This is a genomic window from Streptomyces sp. NBC_00576, from assembly GCF_036345175.1.
In the GTDB taxonomy this organism is placed as follows: Bacteria; Actinomycetota; Actinomycetes; order Streptomycetales; family Streptomycetaceae; genus Streptomyces.
Genome location: NZ_CP107780.1, coordinates 9536394 through 9551737, shown reverse-complemented (window position 1 = coordinate 9551737; position 15344 = coordinate 9536394). Strand labels below are relative to the sequence as shown.

18 protein-coding genes, 2 pseudogenes and 1 riboswitch are annotated in these 15344 nt (G+C 70.3%); of the genes and pseudogenes, 8 read left to right on the top strand and 12 right to left on the bottom strand.

Features of this window, described 5'->3' with window-relative positions:
- Positions 1-13 precede the first annotated feature (13 nt).
- The 8 genes from OG734_RS41800 to OG734_RS41765 form a co-directional block, all read right to left on the bottom strand.
- A complete protein-coding gene (locus OG734_RS41800; RefSeq protein ID WP_330292583.1) occupies positions 14-1609 on the bottom strand; it encodes an alpha/beta hydrolase in 1596 nt (531 codons plus the stop codon).
- A gap of 198 nt (positions 1610-1807) precedes the next feature.
- On the bottom strand, positions 1808-2611 hold the full coding sequence (locus OG734_RS41795; RefSeq protein ID WP_443065015.1) for an urease accessory protein UreD: 804 nt from the start codon (positions 2609-2611) through the stop codon (positions 1808-1810).
- Positions 2575-3255 (bottom strand): urease accessory protein UreG, encoded by a 681-nt coding sequence (gene ureG / locus OG734_RS41790; RefSeq protein ID WP_330292582.1) that lies wholly within the window; start codon positions 3253-3255, stop codon positions 2575-2577. Before ureG ends, OG734_RS41795 begins: the two co-directional genes overlap by 37 nt.
- A 177-nt stretch (positions 3256-3432) precedes the next feature.
- The gene (locus tag OG734_RS41785) at positions 3433-4110 is read right to left on the bottom strand and encodes an urease accessory protein UreF (protein ID WP_330292581.1); all 678 of its coding nucleotides are present in this window, start codon (positions 4108-4110) and stop codon (positions 3433-3435) included.
- A 46-nt stretch (positions 4111-4156) separates the two neighbouring features.
- On the bottom strand, positions 4157-5878 hold the full coding sequence (locus tag OG734_RS41780; protein WP_330292580.1) for an urease subunit alpha: 1722 nt from the start codon (positions 5876-5878) through the stop codon (positions 4157-4159).
- On the bottom strand, positions 5871-6182 hold the full coding sequence (locus OG734_RS41775; RefSeq protein ID WP_164412501.1) for an urease subunit beta: 312 nt from the start codon (positions 6180-6182) through the stop codon (positions 5871-5873). Before OG734_RS41775 ends, OG734_RS41780 begins: the two co-directional genes overlap by 8 nt.
- A 12-nt stretch (positions 6183-6194) precedes the next feature.
- The gene (locus OG734_RS41770) at positions 6195-6497 is read right to left on the bottom strand and encodes an urease subunit gamma (RefSeq protein WP_330292579.1); all 303 of its coding nucleotides are present in this window, start codon (positions 6495-6497) and stop codon (positions 6195-6197) included.
- Between the two features lie 111 nt (positions 6498-6608).
- Complete coding sequence (locus OG734_RS41765; protein ID WP_330292578.1) at positions 6609-7259, bottom strand: TetR/AcrR family transcriptional regulator; 651 nt, start codon at positions 7257-7259, stop codon at positions 6609-6611.
- Between the two features lie 200 nt (positions 7260-7459).
- Between OG734_RS41765 and OG734_RS41760 the strand changes: the two genes are divergently transcribed.
- Positions 7460-8452 (top strand): ABC transporter permease, encoded by a 993-nt coding sequence (locus tag OG734_RS41760; RefSeq protein WP_330293982.1) that lies wholly within the window; start codon positions 7460-7462, stop codon positions 8450-8452.
- Between the two features lie 92 nt (positions 8453-8544).
- Here the strand turns inward: OG734_RS41760 and OG734_RS41755 are convergent, their stop codons facing one another.
- Positions 8545-8820, bottom strand: coding sequence for a type II toxin-antitoxin system Phd/YefM family antitoxin (locus tag OG734_RS41755; protein WP_330292577.1), 276 nt, complete (start codon positions 8818-8820; stop codon positions 8545-8547).
- Between the two features lie 147 nt (positions 8821-8967).
- On the opposite strand from OG734_RS41755, the gene OG734_RS41750 reads away from it, so the two are divergent.
- The 4 genes from OG734_RS41750 to OG734_RS41735 all read left to right on the top strand — a co-directional run bounded on the left by OG734_RS41750 (position 8968) and on the right by OG734_RS41735 (position 11472).
- Positions 8968-9324: a hypothetical protein gene (locus OG734_RS41750; RefSeq protein WP_330292576.1), complete on the top strand. Its 357-nt coding sequence runs from the start codon at positions 8968-8970 to the stop codon at positions 9322-9324.
- A gap of 146 nt (positions 9325-9470) precedes the next feature.
- On the top strand, positions 9471-10115 hold the full coding sequence (locus tag OG734_RS41745) for an ATP-dependent Clp protease proteolytic subunit (RefSeq protein ID WP_443065014.1): 645 nt from the start codon (positions 9471-9473) through the stop codon (positions 10113-10115).
- Between the two features lie 7 nt (positions 10116-10122).
- Entirely contained in the window at positions 10123-10431 is a 309-nt protein-coding gene (locus OG734_RS41740; RefSeq protein WP_055532179.1) for a hypothetical protein, read from the top strand.
- A gap of 361 nt (positions 10432-10792) precedes the next feature.
- Positions 10793-10995, top strand: a riboswitch (cyclic di-AMP (ydaO/yuaA leader).
- 3 nt (positions 10996-10998) lie between these two features.
- Positions 10999-11472, top strand: a complete 474-nt coding sequence (locus tag OG734_RS41735; protein WP_330292575.1) for a C40 family peptidase — start codon at positions 10999-11001, stop codon at positions 11470-11472.
- Between the two features lie 43 nt (positions 11473-11515).
- On the opposite strand, the pseudogene OG734_RS41730 reads toward OG734_RS41735, so the two are convergent.
- A pseudogene (locus OG734_RS41730) lies at positions 11516-11837 on the bottom strand (LysE family transporter); the annotation flags it as partial.
- A 27-nt stretch (positions 11838-11864) separates the two neighbouring features.
- Here OG734_RS41730 and OG734_RS41725 point away from each other — a divergent pair.
- A pseudogene (locus OG734_RS41725) lies at positions 11865-12128 on the top strand (LysR family transcriptional regulator); the annotation flags it as partial.
- A gap of 138 nt (positions 12129-12266) precedes the next feature.
- Here OG734_RS41725 and OG734_RS41720 read toward each other — a convergent pair.
- Positions 12267-12746 carry an ATP-binding protein gene (locus tag OG734_RS41720; RefSeq protein WP_330292574.1) on the bottom strand — a complete coding sequence of 160 codons (480 nt, stop codon included), beginning with the start codon at positions 12744-12746 and terminating at the stop codon, positions 12267-12269.
- A gap of 212 nt (positions 12747-12958) precedes the next feature.
- On the opposite strand from OG734_RS41720, the gene OG734_RS41715 reads away from it, so the two are divergent.
- Positions 12959-13816: a helix-turn-helix domain-containing protein gene (locus OG734_RS41715; protein ID WP_330292573.1), complete on the top strand. Its 858-nt coding sequence runs from the start codon at positions 12959-12961 to the stop codon at positions 13814-13816.
- Positions 13817-13825: 9 nt separating this feature from the next.
- The gene (locus OG734_RS41710; RefSeq protein ID WP_330292572.1) at positions 13826-14050 is read left to right on the top strand and encodes a DUF397 domain-containing protein; all 225 of its coding nucleotides are present in this window, start codon (positions 13826-13828) and stop codon (positions 14048-14050) included.
- A 70-nt stretch (positions 14051-14120) separates the two neighbouring features.
- Here OG734_RS41710 and OG734_RS41705 read toward each other — a convergent pair whose 3' ends face one another.
- Positions 14121-15248, bottom strand: coding sequence for an 8-amino-7-oxononanoate synthase (locus OG734_RS41705; protein WP_330292571.1), 1128 nt, complete (start codon positions 15246-15248; stop codon positions 14121-14123).
- Positions 15249-15344 lie beyond the last annotated feature (96 nt).

Sequence of the window (15344 nt, the reverse complement as noted above, 5' to 3'; positions counted from 1 at the left end):
GCTACGACTACGGCTACGGCTTGGGTGTGGCGTGCGGGGTGCAGGTCACGTCCGCCGCGTCCACCTTGCCGGTGAGCAGGTAGTTGTCGACCCGCTCGTTGATGCACGGGTTGACGAGCCCGGTCACGCCGTGGGAGCCCGCGTCCTTCTCGGTGATCAGACGGGAGCCCTTGAAGCGCTTGTGCAGCTCGACGCCACCCTCGTACGGGGTGGCCGCGTCACGCGTGGACTGCACGATCAGCACGGGCGGCAGGCCCTTGCCGGACTTCACGTTCACCGGGGTCTGCTGCTTGACCGGCCAGGTCGCGCACGGCAGGTTCATCCAGGCGTTGGACCAGGTCAGGAACGGGTAGTACTTGTGCAGCCGGATGTTGTCGCGGTCCCACTTCTTCCAGCTGGTGGGCCACTTGACGTCGGTGCACTCGACGGCCGTGTAGACGGCGTTGCCGTTCTCGGAGGCCGCGTTGCCCGCGGTGTCCGCGAGGTCGGGGGCCGCCGCGTCGACGAGCGCCTTGGTGTCACCAGCGACGTACTTGCTGAACACGGTGGCGACCGGAATCCACGACGAGTCGTAGTACGGGGCGCCCTGGAAGAAGGAGAGCAGCTCGGCCGGTCCGACCAGGCCGCCGATCGGGTTCTTCTTCGCGGTGGCCCGCAACTCCAGCCACTTCGCCTGCACTTGGGCCCGCGTGGTACCCAGGTGGAAGACGGCGTCGTTCTCCGCGACCCAGTCCTGCCAGTCGTTCCAGCGCGTCTCGAAGGCGACGTCCTGGTCGAGGTTGGCCTCGTACCAGATCTTCTCGCGCGACGGGTTGACGACACTGTCGGCGATCATGCGCCGGACGTGCCCCGGGTAGAGCGTGCCGTAGACAGCCGCGATGTACGTCCCGTACGACACCCCGAGGAAGTTGAGCTTCTTCTCCCCCAGCGCCGCACGAATGACGTCCAGGTCGCGCACGGTGTTCGGCGTGGTCATGTACGGCAGCATCTCGCCGCTGCGCTCGTAGCAGCCCTCGGCGTACTCGCGGGCCGACTTGCGCTGGGCACGCTTGTCCGCCTCCGAGTCCGGCACCGGGTCGGGCTTGGGCGCCTTCACGAACTCCTGCGGGTCGACGCAGGAGATGGGCGCCGAGTGGCCGACTCCACGCGGGTCGAAGCCCACGAAGTCGTACGCCTTCGACGCCTTGACCCACAGCGCGTTATTCGTCGTGACCCGGCGCGGGAAGCGCATCCCGGAGGCGCCCGGTCCACCCGGGTTGTAGACGAGCGCGCCCTGCCGCTCGTCCTTCGTACCCGTGTTGCCGATACGGTCGACGGCGAGCTTGATCTGCTTGCCGTAGGGCCTCGCGTAGTCGAGCGGCACCGTGACATAGCCGCACTGGATCGGCTTCTCCAGACCCCAGTCGGCCGGGCAGTCCTGCCAGTCGATTCCGGCCTTCGCGGCTTGCGCGGCGGCGATCGTCGCGCCGCGCATCTCACGGTCCTGACCGTGGCGGGCGTCCGCGCTGGCCGAGGGCGCCGCGACGGCCCCGGCTATCAGGGTCGCCGTGACGAGTGCTCCGGCGGAACCGAGCGCGGCGGCTCGTTTCGTCGGCCTGGTGCCTCTCAAGTGGGATCTCCCCGTGGGTAGTTGATGTCGGTCGGTGACGGGGATCGATCCTCGCCGCTGTGCGGGACCTGTGAACAGGGGGTGGGCAGGGTTCTTTACCAATCCGATAAACGGTGAAGAGAGTTTCGCTCAACGGACATTCGGTGTGGTGTGCGGATTTGGCGTGCTGAGCGGATGCGCGCCGGGCGGGCCGGGTGATCAGCTGTTGGCGGACGGTTCCAGGACCGCCAGCGCCTCGTCCAGCACCCGGCGCAGCCGCCGCGCGTCCGGCGCGACCGCTGTCACCAGCGCGGCGGGTCCGGCGAGCGGAACGAGCGCGGCGCCCTCCCCCAGCAACCGAGCCTCGACCGGCGTGTCCACGAACTCCGGCCGTACGACGACGAGTTGACCGAGTGCGCGATGTCCCGCCAGCACGGCGGGCCCGTCCCAGCCGCCGGGCGCTCCGGGGCCGCAGGCCAGCTCCTGGTCGAGGACGACCCGTCCCCCGACCCGCACCGTGAGACGGCTGCCGAGCCGTCCGGGTTCCTCGCCGGAGCGACCCAGCACCTGCTCCTCGCGAAACACGAACCGGGCGCCCGGCGCGAGATCGACGCGCGTGCCGACATACAGCTCGCTGCCCTGGGCGCAGATCAACTGCTCGGGCAGCCAACGGAGTTCGCCTCCCTCCGCGACAACGATCCGTACGTCGTAGCGGGCCTCGCCCTTCGCCTGCCCCGGCAGTGCGATGGTGGCCGCGGCCGACGCCAGATGCAGTCGGGCACCCTCCCCCACCTCCGCCTCGACGGCGAGGTGGTCGCCGCCGAGCGGCCCGCTCATGGCGCCGACCAGCATGACGCGGGCCTCGTCGCCGTGCGCGCGGATGCGACGCAGTGCCAGCGGGCCGTCCCCGTCGAGCACCGGCAGGGCGGTGCCGCCCCGGCCGTCCGCCCGGGCGACGATCCGCGCGGTGGCCCGTACGCCGATGGTCATGCCGTCCACGCCGTGAGCTGCGCCCGCACCCATACGGCGACCTCCGTGACGCCTGCCTCGCTGCGCAGCGACTGGAAGACGACGGGCCCGTCCCCGCGCGCCGCCTTCGCGTCGGTGGCCATCCGGCCGAGGTCGGAGCCGACGTACGGTGCGAGGTCGGTCTTGTTGACGACGAGCAGATCGGCCGTGGTGACGCCGGGGCCGCCCTTGCGCGGGATGTCGTCCCCGCCGGCGACGTCGATGACGAAGATCTGCGCGTCGACGAGCCCCTTGGAGAAGGTGGCGGTGAGGTTGTCGCCGCCGGACTCGACGAGCACGATGTCGAGCGGCCCGGCCTCGTCCTCCAGGTCCTCGACGGCTTCCAGGTTGGCGGAGATGTCGTCGCGGATCGCGGTGTGCGGGCAGGCGCCTGTCTCGACGGCGGCGATCCGCTCGGGCGGCAGCACGGCCTCGCGCAGCAGGAACTCGGCGTCCTCACGGGTGTAGATGTCGTTCGTGACGACCGCGAGGGACAGCTCTTCACGCAGGGCACGGCAGAGGGCGGCGACGGTGGCGGTCTTGCCGGACCCCACGGGTCCCCCGAGGCCGATACGCAGGGCGCGACGGGTGCCGTCGGGGCGGTGCGCGTCCGCGCTCACGGCTGCGCCGACTTGGGGGCGGGAGTGGTCGAGGTGCATGGGGTGCGGCTCCTGTCGTGGTCGGTGTTGTTATGGGTCTGCCGGTCGGCACCATCCAGCCCGTCTGGGGGTCCCCCCTCTGGGGGAGTTTGAGGACGAGCGCGTTCAGCGCGATGGGGGGGTCTGGGGGCGCAGCCCCCAGGGATGGGACGGGTAAGGGCGGCGGGGGCGAGACAGCTACGACGCGAACAACCGCACCGCCCACCCAGCATGCTCCTCCGCCCCCACCTCCAGCATCGGCGCGGAAGCCGCAGGCAGCGCGTCGACGCCACCCCCGGCCCCCACCCCCCGAGCCGCCTCCACCGCCCGATCCGCGACGCGATCCAGCTCGGGCGCCAGCCGAGCCAGCACCCCCGTCGCATCGAACGGATCAAGGCTCAGCAACCGCACAACCGCCGTCGCAGGCCCGCTGACGCTCTCGTACACGGAGCAGTACGCCGCGTCCTCCGGCCCCAGCCCCGCCGCCCGCGCCGTGAGCCCCAGCACCACCGGTTGATGTGCCCCCTTGGGGAACTCCCGTGCCAGCGCGTCGAGTTCGACCGACGGCCAGGTCGTCCGCGCCGCCCGCATCAACTGCCGCCCCAGCTTGCGCGCGGCGACGCGCAACGCCGGCGACGGCGTCCGCGCGTCCGCCGCGCCGTCGAGTGCCACCGGATCGACGCCACCGGCCGCCGCCGCGGCCAGCGCCGCCGACACCAGCCCCGCCGTGTGCAACCGCCCCCGGCAGAACTCCTCCAGGCTCGCGGCCCCGGTGATACGCCCCGCCTTGACGGCGGCCTCGGCCCCGCCGGAGTGCGCGTGCCCTCCTGCGGGGAAGCGGCCGTCGGCCAGCACGAGCAGCGCTGCCCTGCTCATCACGCACCGCCCATGAGAAGAGTGCTCATCAGTGTCATCTGAACTATCAGAAGAGGAAGTACCGCTGGGCCATGGGCAGTTCGGCGGCCGGAGTGGCCTCGACCAGCTCCCCGTCGATGTGCACGGCGAAGCTGTCCGGGTTGATCCGCACGTCCGGACGCGCGTCGTTCTCCCGCATGTCGGCCTTGGTCACCGCACGGGTCGACTCGATCGCGACGAACCGCTTACCGAGCTGAAGCCGCTCGGGCAGCCCGTCCTCGATCGCCAGCTGGGCGACGAAGTTGAACGAGTTGGAAGCCGGCGCTCGTCCGATCGCCCCGAACATCGGCCGGGGCAGGATCGGCTGCGGAGTCGGGATCGAGGCGTTCGCGTCGCCCATCTGCGCGTACGCGATCTGCCCGCCCTTGATGACGAGATGGGGCTTCACCCCGAAGAACGCGGGCTCCCAGAGGACCAGGTCGGCGAGCTTGCCCGTCTCCACGGAGCCCACCTCCCCAGCGAGGCCCTGCGCGAGGGCCGGGTTGATCGTGTACTTGGCGACATAGCGACGTACTCGACGGTTGTCGGCACTGCCGTCACCCGGAAGGGATCCCCGGCGCCGCTTCATCACATGGGCCGTCTGCCAGGTCCGCATGATGACCTCGCCGACCCGGCCCATGGCCTGCGCGTCGGACGAAATGATGGAGATAGCGCCCAAATCGTGGAGAATATCCTCCGCCCCGATCGTCGACGGCCGAATGCGTGACTCCGCGAACGCGAGGTCCTCCGGCACCGCCGGGTTCAGGTGGTGGCAGACCATCAGCATGTCGAGGTGTTCCTCGGCGGTGTTGACGGTGTACGGCCGCGTCGGATTGGTCGAACTCGGCAGGACGTGCGGCTCGGAGACCACGGACATGATGTCCGGCGCGTGCCCGCCGCCCGCACCCTCGGTGTGGTAGGCGTGGATACCCCGGCCCGCGATGGCCGCGAGCGTGTCGGCCACGAATCCGGCCTCGTTGAGGGTGTCCGTGTGGATGGCGACCTGGATGCCCGTGCGGTCGGCGACGGTGAGGGCCGCGTCGATGGCGGCCGGAGTCGAGCCCCAGTCCTCGTGGATCTTCAGGCCGAGGGCGCCGCCACGGATCTGGGAGAGCATCGCGTCGTGCGAGACGGTGTTGCCCTTGCCGAGGAGGCCGAAGTTGAGCGGGTACTGCTCCATCGCCTCCAGCATCCGGGCGAGGTGCCAGGGACCGGGGGTCACCGTCGTCGCCTTCGAACCCTCGGCGGGGCCCGTACCGCCGCCGACGAGGGTCGTGATGCCCGACGCGAGCGCCTCGTCGGCGATCTGCGGGCAGATCAGATGGACGTGCGCGTCGATGGCGCCGGCCGTCACGATCCGGCCGTTGCCCGCGATGATCTCGGTCTCGGGCCCGATGACGAGGTCGGGATGGATCCCGTCCATCGTGTCGGGGTTGCCCGCCTTGCCGATGCCGGTGATCCGGCCGTCGCGGATGCCGATGTCGGCCTTGATGATCCCCCAGTGGTCGATGATCACGGCACCCGTGATGACCGTGTCCGGGGTGCCGTCTGCGCGCGTAGCACGCGCCTGGCCCATGGATTCGCGGATGACCTTGCCACCGCCGAACACCGCCTCGTCACCGGCGAGTCCGGGGCCGCCGCTGCGGTCCTCCTCGATCTCGATCAGCAGGTCGGTGTCGGCGAGCCGGATACGGTCGCCGGTGGTGGGGCCGAACAGGTCGGCGTACGCGGCACGCGAGATCTCAGGCATCGAGGGCACCTCCGGTCTCCCCGCGCAGTCCGGGCACGATGCGCGCGCCGGCGAGCGGAACGAGTTCTACGTCGACGGGGATCCCGGGTTCGAAGCGTACGGCGGTGCCGGCGGCGATGTTGAGCCGCTTGCCGCGCGCTGCCGCGCGGTCGAACTCCAGGCCGGGGTTGGCCTCGGCGAAGTGGTAGTGGGAGCCGACCTGGACGGGCCGGTCGGCGGCGTTCAGCACGGTCATCGACGTGACCTCGCGGCCCTCGTTGTACACAACGGGTCCGTCGGCGAAGAGGATCTCTCCGGGAATCACGGCAGCCTTCCCTCAGACGATCGGGTCGTGGACGGTGACGAGCTTGGTGCCGTCCGGGAAGGTCGCCTCGACCTGGACGTCGTGGATCATCTCGGGGATGCCCTCCATGACGTCCTCCCTGGTCAGCAGCCTGCGCCCGGAGGACATCAGCTCGGCGACCGTACGGCCGTCACGGGCGCCTTCGAGGATGTGCGAGGTGATCAGCGCCACCGCCTCGGGATGGTTCAGTCTGAGCCCACGGGCCCTGCGCTTCTCGGCCACGTCCGCCGCCACATGGATCAGCAGCCTCTCCTGCTCGTGCGGGGTCAGTTGCACGGCGTCCCACCTCACATCCTCGCTCCGGACCGTGCGGGGTCCGGTTGCCCGATGCCACCAAAACCGCTGGTGACGAGATGGGCACGCTAGTTGGCCGGAGTTTCAAGGACGTTAACCGGCCTGTGATCCACCCGGGTCACGTTCAGCGGGCACGCCCATGCTCATCAGACCGCGCAGGCCGTCCTGAAGCACTTCCACCGGCGCGCCGCCGAAGAGTGCCATCTGTGCGACGAAGCCCTGGGCCGCAGCGATCATGGTCCGCGCGACACTCTCGGCCGGTACGTCGGCACGCATCATCCCGGCTTCCTGATAGCGCTCGACCAGCCGCACCCAGGGCTCGCGGACATTGGCGTAGCCATCGTTGAGCACCTTCGACAGCTCGCCGTCACGCAGCGTCTCGGCCCACACCTGGACGATCAGCCGGGGAAAGACGGCCACTCCCTCGTGCACCAGCCCCGGGCGCAGGCCCAGCATTCTGTCCATCACCTCACCCACGATCACGTCCGGCTGCGGTGGCGGACTCTGCTCGCCCGCCGTCCTGAAGGCGTCCCCGATCTCCTGCAGCACCTCGGTGACGATGGCGGCGATCAGCTCCTCCTTGCCGCTGAAGTAGCGGTAGACGGCCCCGGCGGAGAGGTCGACCTCCTTGAGCACGTCCTGCATCGACGTGGCGTGGAAGCCGTTGCGGGCGAAGCAGAGTGCCGCCCCGTCGAGGATCTGACGGCGTCGGGCGTCGAGGTGTTCCTGGGATACGCGGGCCATGCCCACAAAGTAAAACGAACATTCCTTCTTGACAAGACGGACCGCCCGCAGGACGGTGGGAGCACACCTAAAACGAACGATCCTTCTTTTTAGATCGAGTCGGATCCGAGTCAGATTCGAGGGAAGCCATGTCCACCTCGCGCACTGCGAGCGCCACGACCGACGCGACCACTACGAGCACCCCTGGGCACCGCCGCCACATGATCGCCGTAGTCGTCCTGGTCCCCGTCCTGGTCGCGCTGGCGCTCTGGGCCTTCGCCTGGCCCGCCGCCCGCCTCGCACCCCGGGACCTGCCGCTCGGAGTGGCGGGCCCCGCCACCGCGGTCACCCAGGTGGAGCGGCAGTTGTCGGCACACGAGGGCGCGTTCGAGGTCCACCGCTACGCCGACGAGGCCGCCGCCCGGGACGCCATCAAGGACCGGACCGTATACGGTGCCGTCGTCGTCACCGCCCAGGGTCCGAAGTTGCTCACCGCGTCGGCCGCGAGCCCCGTCGTCGCCCAGTTGCTCCAGCAGGCGGTGACCGAACAGGCGGCGCGGTCCGGTGGATCCGGCGCCCAGGTCAGAACGGTCGACGTCGTCCCCGCCGCGGCGAACGACCCGCGGGGCGCCGCCTTCGGCGCGAGCGTGCTGCCGTTGGCGCTGGCCGGTGTGGCCGCCGGCGCCGTGGTCACCCTGCTCGGTCTGCGCGGGGTGCGGGCGGTCGGCGCGCTGGTCGCCGCCGCCGCGCTGGTCGGTGTCGTCGCCGCCGCGCTCGCCCACAGCTGGCTCGGCGTGCTCACCGGCGACTGGTGGGCCGAGGCCGCCGCACTGGGGCTGACGACACTCGCCGTGAGCGGCGCGGTCGCCGGACTGGCCGCACTGCTGGGCACCGCGGGTATCGGCCTCGGCGGACTGACCGTCGTCCTGCTCGGCAACCCGTTCTCCGGGGCGTCCAGTGCCCCGCAACTGCTGCCCGACCCGGTCGGCACGATCGGCCAGTGGCTGCCGCCGGGGGCGGGCGCCTCCCTGCTCCGCTCGGTGTCGTTCTTCGACGGCGCGGCGGCCCTGGGCCCCGCCCTGACCCTGACCTGGTGGGCGGTACTGGGCCTGGGCGCGATCCTGCTGGGCAGTGCGCTCAAGCGCCGTACGGAGGACGGGAACAGCGAGCCGGTGCCGGCCGCCACCGAGCGGAAACCCGCCCTCGCGAACTGACCGACCGCACCGAAACCGGATCCGACCGGACCGGGTGCCCCCGCTGCAGCGGACGAGGCCGCCCGGTCCTTCTCATACGCCGGGCCGTCCGCTCAGCGCCCTGCGGGCCGCTGGTGCTCCGCCGCGATGCCGAACCGCTGTCGTTCGACGGGCGCGGTGGCGACCTCCCGGACGCTGGAGACCGCGCTGATGACCTGCTCCTCTGCCGCGTCGAGCTCGTCGAGGCGTTCGAGGTCGGCCGCGGAGACCAGGGCGACGAGGGGCTTGCCGTGCCGCGTCACGACGACGCGCTCACCGCCGTACACCACCTTGTTGATCAGGTCGGCGAGTTCAGCCCTGGCTTGCGTCACCGGAATCTCGTAGGCCATGTGTTCCAGCTTAGACCCGCCCTCCCGCGCCCCCGCAGAGCGGACGATCTCGTTCAGCTCCACCGAAAACGATTCGTCCCTACGCTCAAAAAGCGCGCACATGACAAGCGTGGATGACGAATGTGCACGAGAACCAGGAGGGGCAACGTGTCCAGGATTTCCAGACGTTCACTGCTCGGATACTCGGGTTCGGCTGCGGCGGGGGCCGTCCTTGTCGCCGGCGAGCAGACGCAGGCCGCCGCAGCCACGGAGGCGACGGAGGCCACGACCGCGGCGGCTTCCGAGGCGGCTGTGACCTTCCCGAACGGCGCCGAGTTCCATGCCGGCGCCTCCCTCGACCTCGATTCGAGCCTCCAGCTCACCTTCAGCCTCCAGATTCAGACCGACGCGCAGCACATGATCACTCCGATCATGATCGCGGATGCCCTCAACGAGATCGCTGCCTCCCGCGGCTGGCCGGCACTCACCTTCTACGGCAGACCGGCCGAGGCCCCGCTCACCTGACTTCGGCCCGAGGCGACAGCGAAAACCCCGTGGAACGAGCTGCTCCACGGGGTTTTCGCTGTCAGCGAGCACCCCGCCGAAGTCCTCGCGTCGCACTCTGTACGTCCTGTACATTTTTTACGGAAGCCACCGAGGAGGCGCGCGCCATGAACGACATCGACGACCCGTCAGCCCGCTACGTCCTGCCCGAGTTCACCGAACGCACCAGCACCGGGAGCCGGACACTGGATCCGTACTCGAAGCTCCTGGAGGAGCGGATCGTCTTTCTCGGGACGCCGGTCGACGACATCTCGGCGAACGACGTGATGGCACAGCTCATGCATCTCGAATACCTGGCGCCCGACCGCGACATCTCGCTGTACATCAACTCCCCCGGCGGCTCGTTCAGCGCGATGACGGCGATCTACGACACGATGCAGTTCGTCACCTGCGACGTGGAGACGATCTGCCTGGGCCAGGCGGCCTCCGCGGCGGCCGTGCTGCTGGCCGCGGGTACGCCGGGCAAGCGCAGCGCGCTGCCGGGGGCCCGGGTGATGATCCACCAGCCCTCACTGTCCGAGCCGGTCCACGGGCAGGTGAGCGATCTCGCCATTCAGGCCCTGGAGTTGGGCCGGGTCCGTAGCCTGCTGGAAGAGCTGCTCGTACGGCACACCGGCCAGAGCCCGGAGCAGGTCGCCGCGGATATCGAGCGGGACAAGATCCTGGACGCGCAAGCCGCTCTGGAATACGGGCTGGTGGACCGGATCGTGCCCAGCCGCAAGTCCTCGCACCCCACCCCCGGCACGAGGTGAGCCGCCGATGCTTCCGCCCGAACTGCCTCCGTTGCCCGCCCTGACTCGCGCGGAGGGCGAGCTGATCGACCGTTACCTCGAAGTGGCCGATCTGCTCGGCCGTATCAACCCGGCCTACCACGGGGACACGTACCGCGGGCTGCGGGCCGCACAGGCACTGGTCGCCAAGGCGGTGGCGTTGCGGGACGCGCTGGAGCTGATGCATCAGCGGGGCGAGACGGAGGTGCACGCGGATACGCTGGCGCGTGCGCTGCGCGTCCTCGACGGGGAGCGCCGCACGGCGCGTGTCACCGTTCCGCGTGAGCCCGCCAGTTGACGCATCCGGCCCGCGGGCCCGTATCGGGCGGGCCGACGTGTCCCGGCGACGGGCTTGTCCGGAACAGACCGGGAAGTGACTGGAAGCCGCCCCCCGTTCGGAGTAGTCGCAGGTCCCCCAAAGGGGCCATACGGGTGGCGCAAGGCGTGTAGTTCGCAGCCGGAATCGGGACGCTCCAGCGCTGGTCCAAGGGTGCGCGACCCCCTCGAAAGTCCTTCGGAAGTACGGGTGTCCACCCGAATGGGTCAGCGGTGAGTAACGCCACAAAGCCCCGATTCCATTGGGATTTTCCTACTTCCATGAGCCAAGATCCCTTCCTGACGACAAGCCCCCGCCACAAGAGGCGGGGCGATCCGGGCGGACGCCGAATCCTGCCGCCGCCCGGATGACCGGTCGACAGATGTGCATCGGCAGGAGTGGAGGACCCAAGCACGACGGGTCGCCGGAACGGTCACGCCATGACCGGGCCGAGCAGCCCTTGGGGTGAAGCCGCGTCAGCGGCCGGGCAACTTCGCCAGCCCGAATCCGACAGGTCATCCTTCACAGGCGGCTGACGAAGGGTTTCGCATGTCTGCGCTCAATCGTGTCCCGTCGATGATGAGCAGGGCCGGGACGGCCTCCGCTCTCACCCTCGCCGCCGTGGGCGGCAGCCTGGTGCTCCCAGGCGTCGTGACCGACGCCGCGGCAATCACACCGCCGACGAAGGCACTTCAGATCGCGGCCTCCAAGAAGGGCTCCCCGTACAAGTACGGCGCGGCGGGACCGAAGAAGTTCGACTGCTCCGGTCTTACGCAGTATTCGTTCAAGAAGGCGGGCAAGTCCCTGCCGCGTACGGCGGCGGCCCAGTACAACAAGACCAAGCACATCTCCGCAAAGAGCCGCAAAAGCGGAGACCTGGTCTTCTTCCACTCGGGCTCGAACGTCTACCACGTGGGCATCTACGCCGGAAAGGGAAAGATCTGGCACTCCCCGAAGACCGGGGACGTCGTGAAGCTCCAGAAGATCTGGACGAAGAGCGTCTGGTACGGCCGGGTCAGCTGACCTGCCCGGGGCGGGGCCGCCTGGAGCGGCCGCCCCGCCCCGGGGCCCCGCGCCGACGCAGCGACCACAGCGTCCGCGCCCCGAGGTACAACACATAGGCCCGCCCCGCAGTTGCAGTGCGCGGAAGAGCGCGGGCACCGCCGTGAGCACGGCGGCGACACCGGCGACACCGGAGACGGCCAGCACGGTGTGCACAAGCAGCCCGCCGCTGACCCCCAGCGCGCACACGACCCCGGCTCGGCGGGAGACGAGGGCGTTGCGCACGACGACGGTGAAGGCGGCGCCCGGCGTGGCGACCATGCCCGCGGCGCGACCCCGGTGAAGGCGACTGGATACGCATTAAGCAGTTGTTGAGTCTCAGCCATGGCCCACTGGCCCCTGGGAACCGCAGGATGTACGACCCCACGCGGGCCGCCGAGTGTCTCGGCTGCACGCCGTCCGCGCTCTCGCAGCAACTCGCGAAGCTGTCGCGGGAAACGAGCGCCGCGCTGCTCGTACGGCATCACCGGGGCGCCCGGCTCACACCGGCGGGCGAGCTGTTGGTGGTGCGGGCCCGCCGGGTGCTGGGCGAGCTGGACCGGACCCGGCACGAACTGGCCCGGCTCACCGGTCTGTCGGGCGGCGCACTGTGTCTCGGCACGTTCCGGGCGGCCGGCGACCTCCGGCGGACGATCTCGGTCGTCCGCCGCACCGACGAGACCGCGCCCGTGGCCGACGCGTTCCGCGCCCTGCTGCGGGGCGCGTTCGGGCGTGCGCACAGCAGCGGCACCGGCAGCGGGACATGGCGCCGACCGTTACGGCTCCTGCTGGCCCGCCGCTGTCACCGGGGGCCTGCCCGGGGCCGCCGGGGCCGCCGGGGCCGTCCAGGGAAGTTCGATCGACACCGTCTTGCCACCCTCTCGGGTGGGCCGGACGCGCAGTTTGCCGCCCGACTCGGCGGTCAGCCAGCGGATGATGACCATCCCTCGGCCGTTGTCCTGCTGGACGGCGGCGGGCAGTCGCTTGGGGAAGCGCGGGTGACTGTCGGTCACTCCGATGCGCAGGTTCTCGTCACGGTCGAGGGCGATGTCCACCGTGAAGGTGGGCGACAACCCGAAGGTGTGCTGTACGGCGTTGGTGGCGAGTTCCGAGACGATCAGGCGGATGGTGTCGGCGGCTTCGGTGTCACCCGGCAGGCCCCATTCCGCCAGCACATCGGCCACATATGCGCGGGCGGCGGAGACCGAGGCGGGATCGCTCGGCAGAGTGACGGATGCTTCCAGGTGGTCTGCCATGGCGAGGTCGTCCCTTTCCCACGGAACCGGAGCCCGACACGGAGCGGCTGGTTCGAGTACGGTCCCGGACTGGTGCTTCGCGCCAGACTGCCATTCCCACGCCGGTCACGGGACGCGATCCACCAAGATATGCATATATCTGTCGCTCAAAGCGGTGAACTCTGCGACCCCAGAGCGTATTTGGGTGGCTCATTAGGAGTAAGGAGTGGCCCATGCAGTACGGTCCCGCGGTGCGCCGCCGAAAACTGGGTGGCGAACTGCGCGCGCTGCGCGCCAGGGCCGGCCTCACGAGCGGTGAGGCGGCCCGCCTGGTGGGCTGGCACCAGTCGAAGGTGAGCCGGATCGAGACCGGCGCGAGCGGGGTGAAACCGGCGGACGTACGGTTACTTCTGGACGCGTACCAGGTCCCGGACGGCGAGTCGCGCGAACTGCTGCTCGTACTGGCGGGCGGTGACGAAGGCGGCCGGCACCACTGGTGGCACGCCTACCGTGGCGTACTGCCGCCCACCTACCGGGACTTCATCAGCCTGGAGTCGCAGGCCAGCACGATGCGCACCCTGGAGACCTCGGTGGTCCCGGGGCTGTTGCAGACCCCGGAGTACGCCCGGGCGATGACCCGGGCCGCCGTGGACGGCCTGGAGGAAACCCGGCTCGACGCCCTGGTCGAGGTACGCCTGGCCAGGCAGGACGTGTTGCGTTCGGATCCGCCGCTGGCACTGAGCGCGGTCCTCGACGAGGCGGTGCTGCGCCGTGAAGTGGGCGGTCCCGAGGTGATGACGCGTCAGTTGGGGCGCCTGGTGGAAGCGGCCCGGCTGCCCCAAGTGCAACTCCAGATCCTGCCGTTCGCCGCAGGGGCATACATCGGCATCACAGGCCCTTTCGTTATCTTCTCCTTTCCGAGCACTTCTGACTTGGATGTGGTTGTTCTCGACCAGATGATGAGTAGCCTCTACCTCGAACGGAAAGAAGACCTCCAGGCCTACAGCGAGGCCTTCGACACCCTTCAGATCCACGCCCTTTCGCCCGAGGATTCGTTGGATTTCATCGCCGGTCTGAATCACGGCGTGTAAGGAGGCACCATGTCCGTACTGCCTCGGAACGTACCGTCCGTCGTCGAACCGCCCGGTGTGCAATGGCTGCGCAGCAGCTACAGCACCGGCGCGAACAACTGTGTGGAGACGGCCCGTCCGGACACCGGAGTCCGGGCCGGACTGCTCGCCGTACGCGACTCCAAGAACGCGGCGGGGCCCGCCCTGCTCTTCTCCCCCGAGAGCTGGGAGGGATTCCTCACCGCGTTCCGGTGATCGCCCTACGACGCACGGCCGCGGTCCGCCGACTCATGGTCGCGTGTCACTGATCAACCGCACCAAGGACTTACGGTCGGTTCTCGCCGATCACCTGTACCGCCCGTGCGATCTGTTCCTCGGCCAGGTCCGCGCGGGCGGTCAGCCGCAGCCGGGACACTCCGTCGGGCACGGACGGCGGGCGGAAGCAGCCCACGCCCACTCCTGCGGCCCGGCAGTCGGCCGCCCAGCGCACGGCCCCCTCCGGGGACGGCGCGCGCACGGAGACGACGGCCGCGTCCGGCCGTACCGCCGCCAGCCCCTCCGCGGTCAGCCGGGTGTGCAGCTCACGCGCCACCGCACGCGCCCGTGCGGCCCGTTCGGGCTCGCGGCGCAGCAGGGTGAGGGCCGCGAGGGCCGCGCCCGCCGCAGCGGGGGCGAGGCCGGTGTCGAAGATGAAGGTACGGGCCGCGTTGACGAGGTGCTCGATCACCCGAGCGGGTCCCAGCACGGCGCCCCCCTGGCTGCCGAGCGACTTGGACAGCGTGACCGTCACGACGACGTCCGGCGCGCCCGCCAGCCCGGCCGCGAACGCCGACCCTTGCCCGCCCTCGCCCAGAACCCCCAGCCCGTGCGCGTCGTCGACCACCATCCCCGCGCCGAACTCCCGGCAGGCGGCGGCGAGTTCGGTCAGCGGTGCCGCGTCCCCGTCGACCGAGAAGACGGTGTCGGACACGGCCACGGCGGGCCCGGTGTGCGTGCCGAGCGCCTTGCGGACGGCGTCCGGATCGACGTGCCCGACGACCTGGGTCGTGCCCCGGGCGAGGCGGCAGCCGTCGATCAGCGAGGCATGGTTGCCCGCGTCCGAGACGACGAGGGAGCCGTGCGGTGCGAGCGCGGTGACCGCGGCGAGGTTGGCCGCGTAGCCGGAGGAGAAGACGAGAGCCGCCTCGAACCCGCAGAAGTCGGCCAGTTCGCGTTCGAGTTCCGTGTGCAGTTCGGTGGTGCCGGTGACGAGCCGCGAGCCGGTGGCACCGCCACCCCAGCGCCGGGCGGCCCGGGCCGCGCCCTCGGTGACCTCGGGGTGTCGGGCCAGGCCCAGATAGTCGTTGCTGGCGAGGTCGAGGAGCGGGGAGTCGGCGGGGCGGGGGCGCAGGGTCCGTACGAGTCCGGCGCGACGGCGCGCTTCGGCCTGCTCGTCGATCCAGCCGAACGCCATGGTTCCTCCGGGGCAGCACGGGAACGCACTCCCGGAACAGATGCCCGGGCAGCGACACGTTTGTAGGCAGTGGACAGACCCTAGCGGGACCCCCCG

Excerpts from the sequence above, each read along its gene's own strand:
- OG734_RS41745 (WP_443065014.1), top strand. The coding sequence starts at position 9,471 with ATGAACGACATCGACGACCCGTCAGCCCGCTACGTCCTGCCCGAGTTC.
- OG734_RS41785 (WP_330292581.1), bottom strand. The coding sequence starts at position 4,110 with ATGAGCAGGGCAGCGCTGCTCGTGCTGGCCGACGGCCGCTTCCCCGCA.
- OG734_RS41735 (WP_330292575.1), top strand. The coding sequence starts at position 10,999 with ATGTCTGCGCTCAATCGTGTCCCGTCGATGATGAGCAGGGCCGGGACG.
- OG734_RS41720 (WP_330292574.1), bottom strand. The coding sequence starts at position 12,746 with ATGGCAGACCACCTGGAAGCATCCGTCACTCTGCCGAGCGATCCCGCC.
- OG734_RS41740 (WP_055532179.1), top strand. The coding sequence starts at position 10,123 with ATGCTTCCGCCCGAACTGCCTCCGTTGCCCGCCCTGACTCGCGCGGAG.
- OG734_RS41705 (WP_330292571.1), bottom strand. The coding sequence starts at position 15,248 with ATGGCGTTCGGCTGGATCGACGAGCAGGCCGAAGCGCGCCGTCGCGCC.
- OG734_RS41755 (WP_330292577.1), bottom strand. The coding sequence starts at position 8,820 with ATGGCCTACGAGATTCCGGTGACGCAAGCCAGGGCTGAACTCGCCGAC.
- ureG (WP_330292582.1), bottom strand. The coding sequence starts at position 3,255 with ATGCACCTCGACCACTCCCGCCCCCAAGTCGGCGCAGCCGTGAGCGCG.
- OG734_RS41795 (WP_443065015.1), bottom strand. The coding sequence starts at position 2,611 with ATGGGTGCGGGCGCAGCTCACGGCGTGGACGGCATGACCATCGGCGTA.
- OG734_RS41760 (WP_330293982.1), top strand. The coding sequence starts at position 7,460 with ATGATCGCCGTAGTCGTCCTGGTCCCCGTCCTGGTCGCGCTGGCGCTC.
- OG734_RS41765 (WP_330292578.1), bottom strand. The coding sequence starts at position 7,259 with ATGGCCCGCGTATCCCAGGAACACCTCGACGCCCGACGCCGTCAGATC.
- OG734_RS41780 (WP_330292580.1), bottom strand. The coding sequence starts at position 5,878 with ATGCCTGAGATCTCGCGTGCCGCGTACGCCGACCTGTTCGGCCCCACC.
- OG734_RS41710 (WP_330292572.1), top strand. The coding sequence starts at position 13,826 with ATGTCCGTACTGCCTCGGAACGTACCGTCCGTCGTCGAACCGCCCGGT.
- OG734_RS41715 (WP_330292573.1), top strand. The coding sequence starts at position 12,959 with ATGCAGTACGGTCCCGCGGTGCGCCGCCGAAAACTGGGTGGCGAACTG.